The organism is Modestobacter lacusdianchii (genome assembly GCF_054177765.1).
In genome coordinates this window covers 96987-107944 of the sequence record NZ_JBJJTJ010000008.1, presented here as the reverse complement: position 1 = coordinate 107944, position 10958 = coordinate 96987, and the positions used below count along the sequence as shown (strand labels likewise).

Genomic DNA, 10958 nt, shown 5'->3' with positions numbered 1-10958 from the left:
CGTCACCAGGCGATCTCGAGGCAGGAGGCGTTCAGGCCCGAGCCGATGCCCATCAGCAGCACCCGGTCGCCGTCCACGAGCTCGTCCTGGATGCCGGCCAGGGTGAAGGGCACCGACGCCGGGCCCAGGTTGCCCCGGGTCGGGAAGGTCTTGGGCACCCGCGCCTCGTCGATGCCGAAGCGCTCGCACATGGCCGCGGTGTGCACCTTGGAGACCTGGTGGATGACGTAGCGGTCCATGCCGCGCTGCCAGTCGAACTCCCCGGCGGCCTCCTGCCACATGTCCATCGACAGCTCGAGGCCGGCGTCCAGGAGGCCCTTGAGGTCGGTGCGCATCATGTCGTTGTCGCCGATGCACAGCTCGTGGTGCTCGGTGCCGGCGCGGCTGACCGAGCCGACCAGGCGGTGCCCCTCGGGGTGCTGGTCGGAGCGGCCGAGCACCATCGCCACCGCACCCGACCCGAGGGTCAGGGTGGCGAACTGGGCGATGACGTCGCGGGCGGTGGTGTCGGGCTGGTTGAGCCGCTCGATGGTGCGCTCCTGCACCGTGCGGGCGTCCTCGCCGTTGACCACCAGGGCGTGGTCGACCATGCCCGAGTCGATCATCGCGGCGGCCAGCTCCATGCCGTTGACGAAACCGAGGCAGGCGTTGGTGACGTCGAAGTTCTGCGCCGAGCGCGGCAGGCCGAGCGCGGAGTGCACCGCCACCGCGGTGGAGGGCTCCAGGTGCTTGCGGCTGACCGAGGTGTTGACCATAAGGCCGATGTCGGCGGGGTCGACGCCGCTCTCGCTGATCGCCTTCGCGCCGGCCATCGCCGCACCGTCGACGAAGGTCACCCCGTCGGCCCACCAGCGGCGCTCCTGGATGCCGGCGAGGCGTTCCAGCAGCCCGGGGCGCAGACCGACCCGCTTGTAGGTGTCGGCCAGACGCTCGTCGAGCGCGTCGGAGGTGATCACCTGTGATGCGTCGGCCGTCTGCACGGTCAGCACGCTGGTGTTGGCGAAGCGGTGCGTGGCGTTTCCAAGCATGGGCAGTCCAAGTCCTCGAGGAGGGCCGACTCTTCCATGCGCGCCGCCCTGTTCGGCCGGGGAGTACCCGACCCCGACATCCTCATGCCGCCAGCCGTTCACCGGGGTGCGGCATCGGTCACGTTGCGACGGGGCGCCGCGCCGGGTCGGGTTTCACCGGTCCCGGCAGCTGGGCAAGCGGGCGCCATGGACGCCGAGATCACCCTCCAGGTCGACGGCGAGGCGCGCCGGCTCACGGTCGACACCCGCACCTCACTGCTGGACGCACTGCGTGAACGGCTGGGCAACACCAGCCCGAAGAAGGGCTGCGACCACGGTCAGTGCGGCGCCTGCACGATCCTGCTCGACGGCGAGCGGGCACTGAGCTGCCTGGCGCTGGCCGTGGCGCACGACGGGGCGGAGGTCACCACCGCCGACGGGCTGGCCCCGGCCGGGGAGCTGCACCCGGTGCAGCAGGCCTTCCTCGAGCAGGACGCCTTCCAGTGCGGCTACTGCACGCCCGGGCAGGTCTGCTCGGCGGTCGGGGTGATCGACGAGTTCGAGCGCGGCTGGCCCAGCCACGTCACCGAGGACCTCACCGGCCGGCCGGAGATGACCCATGACGAGGTCGCCGAGCGGATGAGCGGCAACCTCTGCCGCTGCGCCGCCTACGTCAACATCACCCCCGCCGTGCAGCAGGCCGGCGGCGCCCGGTGAAGCCGTTCGCCTACGCCCGGCCCGGCGACGTCGCCGAGGCCGTGCGGGACGTCGCCGCCGAGCCGAACGCCGTGTTCCTGGGCGGGGGCACGAACCTGGTCGACCACCTCCGCCTCGGCGTCGCCCGGCCCGACCTGGTCGTCGACGTCCGCACGCTCACCTCCCGCGAGGTGACCGACCTCCCCGATGGCGGGCTGCGGCTGGGGGCTGCCTCGACCAACAGCCAGGTCGCCGCCGACCCGCGGGTGCGGGAGCGGTACCCGGTGCTGGCCCAGGCGCTGCTCGCCGGGGCGACCGGTCAGCTGCGCAACATGGCCACCACGGCAGGGAACCCGCTCCAGCGCACCCGCTGCGTCTACTTCCAGGACGTGACCACCCCGTGCAACAAGCGCGAGCCGGGCAGCGGCTGCAGCGCGGTCGGGGGCTACACCCGCTACCACGCCGTGCTCGGGACGCCGGCCGCCCTGCCGGACCCGAACGCCCCGGAGACCTGCATCGCCACGCACCCCTCCGACATGGCCGTCGCGCTGGCCGCGCTCGACGCGCAGGTGCAGGTGCTCGGCCCGGCGGGGGAGCGCACGGTCCCGTTCACCGAGCTGCACCGGCTGCCCGGCGACGACCCGTCCCGGGACACGGTGCTCGAGCACGGCGAGCTGATCACCGCCGTCGACCTGCCCGCGCTGCCGGCCGGCACCCGGTCGGCCTACCGCAAGGTGCGTGACCGGGCCTCCTACGCCTTCGCCCTGGTGTCGGTGGCCGCGGTCGTGACCCCGGACGGCGAGCTGCGGCTCGCCCTCGGTGGTGTCGCCCACAAGCCGTGGCGGGCCACCCGGGCCGAGGAGGTGCTCCGCGGCCAGCAGCTGACCGAGGACGCCGTCCGGGCCGCGATCGCCGCTGAACTGGCCACCGCCCAGCCGCAGCCGGGCATCGACAGCGGCAACGGCTTCAAGATCCCGCTCGTGGCCCGCACGGTGCTCGCCACCGTGCGCGGCCTCCTCCCGGAGGAGCAGTCATGACCGACCTGCTGGAGCCGCGCGCCATCGGCCAGGGCCTGGTGCGCCGGGACGGCGAGGCCAAGGTCCGCGGCACCGCGACCTACGCCTACGAGACGCCGGTCGAGCACCCCGCCTTCGCCCACCCGGTGCAGGCCACGATCGCCCGTGGCCGGGTGACCGCCATGGACACCGCCGCCGCCGAGGCGCTCGACGGCGTCCTGGCGGTGCTCACCCCGTTCAACGCCGAGCGGCTGGCCAGCACCGAGGACGCGGAGTACGCCGTGCTGCAGGGGCAGGACGTCGCCTTCCGAGGGCAGCTGATCGGGGTGGTGGTCGCCGAGACCTCCGAGCTGGCCCGGGAGGTGGCCGACGGCATCACCGTCAGCTACGACGAGCAGCCGCACGACGCGGAGCTGTCCGCCGACCGGCCGGACCTCTACGCCCCGGCGCAGGTCAACGCCGGCCACGAGACCGACACCGCCGAGGGCGACGTCGCCGCCGCGATGGCCTCCGCCGAGGTCACCCTGGAGCGCACCTACTCCACCGCGATGTACCACAACAACCCGCTCGAGCCGCACGCCACGACCGCGCTGTGGGAGCCGGCCGGCGACGGGTTCCTGACCCTGTGGGACTCCACCCAGGGCGTGCACCCCGACCGGGCCGCGGTCAGCGAGGTCTTCGGCCTGGACCAGGAGCAGGTGCGGGTCGTCTGCCCCTACGTCGGCGGTGGGTTCGGCTCGAAGGGGCTGCCGCACGCCAACGTGATGCTCACCGCGCTGGCCGCCCGCGCGGTGCCCGGCCGGCCGGTGAAGCTCGCGCTCACCCGCCAGCAGATGTTCTTCCTCGCCGGCTACCGCACCCCGACCATCCAGCGGATGCAGCTGGCCGCCGACCGCCGCGGGCAGTTGTCCGCGATCGCCATCGACGTGGTCGAGCAGACGTCCAGGGTCAAGGAGTTCGCCGAGCAGACCGGGGTGCCCACCCGGATGATGTACGCCTCGCCCAACCGGCGGACCACGCACCGGCTGGCCGCCCTCGACGTGCCGATCCCGTCGTGGATGCGGGCGCCGGGGGAGTGCCCGGGCATGTTCGGCCCCGAGGTGGCGATGGACGAGCTGGCCGAGGAGCTCGGCATCGACCCGGTCGAGCTGAGGGTGCGCAACGAGCCGGAGGTCGACCCGGAGACCGGGAAGCCGTGGTCCAGCCGCAACCTGGTGCGGTGCCTGCGCGAGGGCGCCGAGCGCTTCGGCTGGTCCGGGCGGCGGGCGCACCGGGACGGCGACTGGCTGGTCGGCACCGGCGTCGCGTCCTCGGTGTACCCGACGATGCGGCAGGCCACCTCGACGGCGAACGTGCGGTTCGAGGGCGGCCGGTACGTCGCCGAGATCGGCGCCGCGGACCTGGGCACCGGCGCCTGGACGATCCTGCCGCAGATCACCGCCGACGCCCTCGGGGTCGACGTCGCCGACGTCGACGTCCGGATCGGCGACACCCGCTACCCGACCGCCTCGGTGGCCGGCGGCTCCTCGGGCACCAACACCTGGGGCTCGGCGCTGGTCGTCGCGGCCCGGGAGTTCCGCACCAAGTTCGGCGCCGACCCCCGCGACGGCGACGAGGCCAGCGGGGACGTCGACCAGGCCGGCCAGGACGACGCCCACTCCCCGTACGCGTTCGGCGCCCAGTTCGTCGAGGCCCGGGTGAACGCCGACACCGGGGAGATCCGCGTGCCGCGGCTGCTCGGCGTCTTCGGGGTCGGGCGGGTGATCAACCCCCGGACGGCGCGGTCGCAGCTGATCGGTGGGATGACCATGGGGCTGTCCATGGCGCTGCACGAGACCAGCGCCTGGGACCCACGGGTGGGGCAGGTCGCCAACCACGACCTGGCCGAGTACCACATCACGGTCAACGCCGACGTCGGCGAGATCGAGGCCCACTGGATCGACGAGCACGACCCCTGGGTCAACGCGATGGGCAGCAAGGGGATCGGCGAGATCGGCATCGTCGGCACGGCGGCCGCGGTGGTCAACGCCGTGCACGCCGCGACCGGGGTGCGGGTGCACCACCTGCCGGTGACGCTGGACAAGCTGCTGCCGGCGCTGGACTGAGGTGTCGGTGCGGCCCCGACCCGGGGCCGCACCGACTCAGAGGGTGACCGGCAGCTCGTCGATGCCGTAGACGAACGACAGCTCGCGGAAGGCCCGCTCCTGCGGCGGCACCGCCAGCGCCAGGTCGGGGAAGCGGCGCAGCAGCGCGGGCAGCACGATGCGCAGCTCCATCCGGGCCAGCTCCGCGCCGATGCACCGGTGGATGCCGTGCCCGAACGCCAGGTGGCCGCTGCTCGGGACCCGGGCCGGGTCGAAGACGTCGGGGGAGCTGCCCGCCGTCCGCGGGTCGCGGTTGGCGCCGCTGAGCGAGGCGAGGACGACGTCCCCGGCCTTCAGCGGGGTGCCGAAGAGGTCCATGTCCCGGCGGGCGAAGCGGGGGAAGGCCATCTGCACCACCGACAGGTGGCGCAGCAGCTCCTCGACCACCCGGTCGACGTCCTTGCGGGTGCCCTCGCGCACCAGCGCGGCGTTGACCGGGTCACCGAGCAGCACGATCGTGCTCAGCGAGATCATCCCGGCGGTCGTCTCGTAGCCGCCGGTGAAGACGCCGTCCGCGAGCCCGGCCAGGTCGACGTCGGAGATCGCCGCGCCCTGCTCCCGGATGATCTGGCCGATCAGCCCCGGACCGGGTTCGCGACGCTGGCGGGCCACCGCCTCGAAGAGGAACTCGCGCTGCTCGGAGACCGCGCCGAACGCGGCCGCGGCGCCCGTGGTGATGTCGAAGCGCTGCACCCCGAGCCGGGCGAACGCGTCGCGGTCGTCGAGCTCCAGGCCCAGCAGGTCGCAGATGGTCTGGAAGGGCACCGGGAAGGAGACCAGCTTGGCCAGGTCGGCCGTCGGCCCGGCGGCGGCCAGCACGTCGAGCTGCCGCTGCACCCGCGCCTCGATCAGCGGCTCGAGGCGGGCCAGCCGGCGCATCGTGAACTCCGGCGTGATGATCTTGCGCAGCCTCGTGTGCAGCGGCGGGTCGGTGAAGCCGAGGCCGCCGATGTCGTCGGCGCTGGCCCCGCCGGTGCCGGGCAGCAGGTGCCGGATGTCGTTGCTCCAGCTGTCCCGGTCGGCGAGCACCGCGCGCACGTGCTCGGCGCCGGTGAGCAGGTACACCGAGAAGTCGAAGGGCAGCTCGAGCCGGTGCACCGGGTCGGTGGCGCGCAGCTCGGCCAGCCGGGGCACCGGGTCGGCGCCGACCCGCTGCAGCGGCACCTTGGTCGGCTCCGGGATGAAGGTGAGCCTCGACAGGTCGATGCCCTTCTTCTGGATCCGCCGGGCCATCAGCCGCCCGGTCCAGGCCCGGGCACGCGCGCGCACCCCGGCACCGGACCGGCCGCCGACGGGTGGGCGAGGGGTGGGGACGGGGTACCTGGGCAGGGCGCGGGCGCGGGGTGCGGAGTCCGTGACCCCTCCCGGTGTGTCGTGGTCGATGGCGTCTTCGTACTCCAGGTCGGTCGCCGTGATCAAGACCGCCACGCGCCCGGCGCCGCAGCCGTTGCACCCGCGCCTGGACGGCAGCCGGGCGGGTGTGCCTCCCCGGTCGACGGGTAGGGCACAACCGGACGAGCGGGCGCCCAGACCCGGCGCTCCGCCCCGAGACCGAGGAGGCCCTGTGGCTCTGAGCTACCCGACCCAGCCCGGCGACATCGACCACCTGATCGCCGACGACCACGCTGCCGTCGACCGCCAGTTCCAGCACCTGGAGGCCGGCCGCGGCAACCGGCGGGTGCTGGTCGACCAGATCTCCTTCCAGCTGGCGCTGCACGCCTTCGCCGAGGAGACGGTGCTGTACCCGATCTGGACCGACATCGGCATGGACGACGAGCACGACGACGCCGAGCAGGAGCACCAGCAGATCAAGGAGCTGCTCGTCGTCCTCGGCCGCACCGAGCCCGGCCAGCCGGAGTTCGAGGAGGCGCTGAGCACGCTCATCGGCGTCACCCGGCACCACGTGGACGACGAGGAGAACGAGGAGCTGCCCGAGTTCCGGCAGAAGGCCGGGGCCCAGCGGATGGCCGAGCTCGGCGGGGAGTTCCTCGCCGCCAAGCGCCAGGCCCCCACCCGGCCGCACCCGCACGCCCCCGACGAAGGGGTCGCCGAGCGGATCGCCGGCATGCTCGCCAAGCCGCTGGACCACGTGCGGGACGTGCTGTCGGGCAAGCAGAAGGAGATGGGCACCGACCCCTCCGGGCTGCTCAACCCGCAGGCGCAGGCGATCGTCGACGCGCACGCCTCGCTGGGTCCGCTGCCCTTCGAGATCCTCACCCCCGACGTGGCGCGCAAGCAGCCCGGCCCGGACGCCGCGGTGCAGAAGGTCATGGCCGACCGCGGTCTGGAGGGGCCCGAGCCGGTCGGGTCGGTGCAGGACCTGAGGGTGCCCGACGGCGCCGGTGGCGAGCAGACCCTGCGCGTCTACACCCCGGCCGACCCGGGCGTGGGCCCGCTGCCGATCGTGATGTGGGTGCACGGCGGTGGCTGGGTGCTCTTCGACATCGACACCTACGACGCGTCCTGCCGCGGGCTGTGCAACAAGACCCAGGCCATCGTGGTGAGCCCCGACTACCGGCGGGCTCCCGAGGCGGTCTTCCCGGCGGCGCACGACGACGTCCTGGCCGCCTGGCGCTGGGTGGTGGCGAACGCCGCGCAGCTGGGTGGCGACCCCACCCGGATCGGCATCGGCGGTGAGTCCGTCGGCGGGAACATGGCCCCGGCCACCGTCCGGCAGCTGGCCGAGGCCGGTGAGCAGCTGCCCGATGCCGTGGTCAGCGTCTACCCGCTCACCACCGCCGAGCAGTTCGGTGAGTCGATGACCGACGCCGCCGACGCCCGCCCGCTCAACCGGCCGCTGCTGTCCTGGATGGCGATGCACGCCTTCCAGGGCAAGCCCGAGGCGGCGCAGGACCCGCGGATCGACCTGCTGGGCTGGTCGGACCAGCAGCTGGCGCAGCTGCCGCCGACGCTGGTCATCACCGACGAGCGCGACGTGCTGCGCAGCCAGGGCGAGGAGTGGGCCCGCAAGCTCGAGGCGGCCGGGGTGCGCACCACGCACCGCCACTACCCGGGCGTGATGCACGAGTTCTTCGGTGCCGCCGCGGTGCTGGACGAGGCGGAGCAGGCCCAGCAGGAGGCGGCACGGCACTTCCGGCGGGCCTTCGGCACCGCCGGCGAAGCCGCCTGACCCACCGCACCACACCGGCGGACACGGCCGCGATCGCAGCCGTGTCCGCCGGTCGGCGGCCATGTCGGCGGACACGGCCGCCGGTCCCGGGCCCACCGTCGGGGGCCGGCCGGTGCTGCCGTCCCCGTGGTTGGTCGACGGGTGGTCTGGGCAGTGCCCGCGCAGACCCAGCACCCCCGAGCCCTCCGAGGAGGACGTCCTGGCCGCCGAGAGCCCCCCCCCAGCACCCCGAGGCCGAGAGCGCGCCGGCGCCCGAGGGGCAGGACCCGCGGCGCTGGCACGCGCTGTGGGTGACGCTGGTCGTCGGGTTCATGACCCTGCTGGACGTCAGCATCGTGTCGGTCGCGCTGCCCTCCCTGCAGTCGGACCTGGGCGCCTCGCCCGCCACGGTGCAGTGGGTGGTCTCGGGGTACGCGCTGACGTTCGGTCTGGCGCTGGTGCCGGCCGGCCGGCTCGGTGACGCCTACGGCCGCCGCCGGATGTTCCTGATCGGGCTGGTCGCGTTCGTGCTGTGCAGCGCCGCTGCCGGTGCCGCGCCCTCGGCGGAGCTGCTCGTCGCGGCCCGGCTGGCCCAGGGCCTGGCGGCCGGCTGCCTGGCCCCGCAGAACTCCGCGCTGATCCAGCAGCTGTTCCGCGGCGCCGAACGCGGCCGGGCCTTCGGGTTCTTCGGCGCCACCGTCGGCATCTCCACCGCGATCGGGCCGGTGCTGGGCGGTCTGATCCTGGCGCTCGCCTCCGGCCCGGGTGGCTGGCGGTGGATCTTCTACGTCAACGTGCCGATCGGGGTGCTGGCCTTCGTCCTCGCCGTCCGGCTCATCCCGCGCCGTCCCCCGGGGGAGGCGCACGGCCGGATCGACGTCCCCGGGGTGCTGCTGCTCGCTGCGGGGGCGTTCGCCGTGCTGCTGCCGCTGGTGCAGGCGGAGTCCGGTGGCCTGGCGCGGCTGTGGTGGTGCTTCCCGATCGGGATCGTGCTGCTCGTGGCGTTCGTCCGCTGGCAGCAGCGGGTCGTCCGGCGCGGCGGGGAGCCGGTGTTCGACCCGCGGCTGGTCACCCGCACCCGCGGCTACGCGCCCGGCGTCGCGCTGGGCACGGTCTACTTCCTCGGCTTCAGCGGCATCTGGCTGACCTTCGCGCTGTTCTTCCAGACCGGGCTGGGCTGGTCGCCGTTGCAGTCCGGTCTGGCCGTGACGCCGTTCGCGGTGGGCTCGGCGAGCGCGGCGGTGGTGGCCGGCCGGCTGGTCGAGCGGTTCGGCAGGGCGCTGACCGTCGCCGGGTTGAGCGGCGTGGTGCTCGGGCTGTCCGGGACGGCGATCGTGATCGCCACCGTGCCGCCGGAGGTCACCGGCTGGGCGATCGCACCCACCCTGCTGCTGGGCGGGATCGGTGGTGGCTTCGTCATCTCGCCCAACATCACCCTCGCGTTGCGCGACGTGCCGGTGGCGATGGCCGGCTCGGCCGGTGGGGCGCTGCAGACCTTCCAGCGCTTCGGCGGCGCCATCGGGACGGCGGCCCTGCCGGCGCTGTTCTACCTGGTGCTCGGCGCCACCGACCAGCGGTACCCGCTGGCCGCTGCGGCAGCGCTGTCCGTCGCGGTGCTCGCCTCGCTCGCCGCCCTGGTGATCGGGGCGTTCGACTGGCGGCACGACCGCCGGGAGGCGAGAGCGACGGACCGGGAGGGCGGCCGGGGCGCGGGCCGGGAGCAGGACGAGGCCGACCACGAGGTCCACCGGCACAGCCACGGGCACGCGGCCCGCCCGGGCTGACCCGGCTGCTGACCCCGGCGGCGACCGGTGGGTGGCGCGCGGGCGACCAGCCGGATCACCCTGGCCCGGGTGACCGGTCGCCGTCATGGTGGGCTGGCCATCGGGACGGCGACCGCGGAACGGGCCGCAGCGGAGGGTTGGGCCGGGCGTGCCCTGGACAGACCCTCCGCATGGAGATGCGCACACTCGGCCGTACCGGCGTCCAGGTCAGCCCGCTCTGCCTCGGGGCGATGATGTTCGGCGCCTGGGGCAACACCGACCACGAGGAGTCGGTCCGGATCGTGCACGCCGCGCTGGACGCGGGGATCAACTTCGTCGACACCGCGGACGTCTACTCGGCCGGCGAGTCCGAGGAGATCGTCGGCAAGGCGCTCGCGGGCGGACGTCGCGAGCACGTCGTCCTCGCCACGAAGGCGCACGGCGCCATGGGCGATGACCCCAACCAGCAGGGCAACAGCCGCCGCTGGCTGGTGCAGGAGGTGGAGAGCAGCCTGCGGCGGCTGCAGACCGACTGGATCGACCTCTACCAGATCCACCGGCCCAGCCCGGACACCGACGTCGAGGAGACCCTCGACGCGCTCACCGACCTGCAGCGGGCCGGGAAGATCCGCTACTTCGGCTCCTCGACGTTCCCGGCCTCGGAGATCGTGCAGGCGCAGTGGGCCGCCAAGGAGCGGCACAGCGGCCGGTTCGTCACCGAGCAGCCGCCGTACTCGCTGCTGGTGCGCGGCATCGAGCGCGAGGTGCTGCCGGTCTGCCAGCAGTACGGCATGGGCACGCTGGTGTGGAGCCCGCTGGCCGGGGGCTGGCTGTCGGGCAAGTGGCGCAAGGGGCAGGACGCGCCGGAGAGCAGCCGAGCCGGGCGGATGGGGTCGCGCTACGACCTGTCCGACCCGGTGAACCAGCGCAAGCTGGACGCCGCCGACGCCCTGGCCCAGCTGGCCGAGGACAACGGGCTGAGCCTGGTGGAGCTGGCGATCGCCTTCACCATCCGGCACCCCGGGGTCACCTCGGCGATCATCGGCCCGCGGACGATGGACCAGCTGACCAGCCAGCTGCCCGCCGCCGACGTCGTCCTGTCCGACGAGGTGCTCGACGCGATCGACGCGATCGTGCCGCCGGGTACCGACGTCCGGGCCGACGACGCCGGCTACCAGCCGCCCTCGCTCACCGACCCGGCGCTCCGCCGCCGCTGACCCGCC

8 protein-coding genes are annotated in these 10958 nt (G+C 74.0%); 6 read left to right on the top strand and 2 right to left on the bottom strand.

Going from position 1 to position 10958, the window contains the following annotated elements:
- Positions 1 to 2 precede the first annotated feature (2 nt).
- Positions 3 to 1028: a 3-oxoacyl-ACP synthase III gene (locus tag ACJTNH_RS08070; protein WP_458174404.1), complete on the bottom strand. Its 1026-nt coding sequence runs from the start codon at positions 1026 to 1028 to the stop codon at positions 3 to 5.
- A 186-nt stretch (positions 1029 to 1214) separates the two neighbouring features.
- Between ACJTNH_RS08070 and ACJTNH_RS08065 the strand changes: the two genes are divergently transcribed.
- The 3 genes from ACJTNH_RS08065 to ACJTNH_RS08055 are packed head-to-tail and all read left to right on the top strand — an operon-like array spanning position 1215 to position 4824.
- On the top strand, positions 1215 to 1724 hold the full coding sequence (locus ACJTNH_RS08065) for a 2Fe-2S iron-sulfur cluster-binding protein (RefSeq protein WP_299951451.1): 510 nt from the start codon (positions 1215 to 1217) through the stop codon (positions 1722 to 1724).
- A complete protein-coding gene (locus ACJTNH_RS08060) occupies positions 1721 to 2740 on the top strand; it encodes an FAD binding domain-containing protein (RefSeq protein ID WP_458174402.1) in 1020 nt (339 codons plus the stop codon). The genes ACJTNH_RS08065 and ACJTNH_RS08060 overlap by 4 nt, the downstream gene beginning before the upstream one ends.
- Positions 2737 to 4824, top strand: coding sequence for a xanthine dehydrogenase family protein molybdopterin-binding subunit (locus ACJTNH_RS08055; RefSeq protein ID WP_458174400.1), 2088 nt, complete (start codon positions 2737 to 2739; stop codon positions 4822 to 4824). Before ACJTNH_RS08060 ends, ACJTNH_RS08055 begins: the two co-directional genes overlap by 4 nt.
- 36 nt (positions 4825 to 4860) lie before the next feature.
- Here the strand turns inward: ACJTNH_RS08055 and ACJTNH_RS08050 are convergent, their stop codons facing one another.
- On the bottom strand, positions 4861 to 6132 hold the full coding sequence (locus ACJTNH_RS08050; protein ID WP_458174398.1) for a cytochrome P450: 1272 nt from the start codon (positions 6130 to 6132) through the stop codon (positions 4861 to 4863).
- A 295-nt stretch (positions 6133 to 6427) separates the two neighbouring features.
- Between ACJTNH_RS08050 and ACJTNH_RS08045 the strand changes: the two genes are divergently transcribed.
- From ACJTNH_RS08045 to ACJTNH_RS08035, 3 genes are all read left to right on the top strand, one after another.
- Positions 6428 to 7993, top strand: coding sequence for an alpha/beta hydrolase fold domain-containing protein (locus ACJTNH_RS08045; RefSeq protein WP_458174396.1), 1566 nt, complete (start codon positions 6428 to 6430; stop codon positions 7991 to 7993).
- A 290-nt stretch (positions 7994 to 8283) separates the two neighbouring features.
- Complete coding sequence (locus tag ACJTNH_RS08040; RefSeq protein ID WP_458174393.1) at positions 8284 to 9756, top strand: MFS transporter; 1473 nt, start codon at positions 8284 to 8286, stop codon at positions 9754 to 9756.
- Between the two features lie 170 nt (positions 9757 to 9926).
- Positions 9927 to 10952, top strand: coding sequence for an aldo/keto reductase (locus ACJTNH_RS08035; protein ID WP_458174391.1), 1026 nt, complete (start codon positions 9927 to 9929; stop codon positions 10950 to 10952).
- Positions 10953 to 10958 lie beyond the last annotated feature (6 nt).

Coding starts and splice junctions, on each gene's coding strand:
- ACJTNH_RS08070 (WP_458174404.1), bottom strand. CDS start 1,028: ATGCTTGGAAACGCCACGCACCGCTTCGCCAACACCAGCGTGCTGACC.
- ACJTNH_RS08065 (WP_299951451.1), top strand. CDS start 1,215: ATGGACGCCGAGATCACCCTCCAGGTCGACGGCGAGGCGCGCCGGCTC.
- ACJTNH_RS08055 (WP_458174400.1), top strand. CDS start 2,737: ATGACCGACCTGCTGGAGCCGCGCGCCATCGGCCAGGGCCTGGTGCGC.
- ACJTNH_RS08035 (WP_458174391.1), top strand. CDS start 9,927: ATGGAGATGCGCACACTCGGCCGTACCGGCGTCCAGGTCAGCCCGCTC.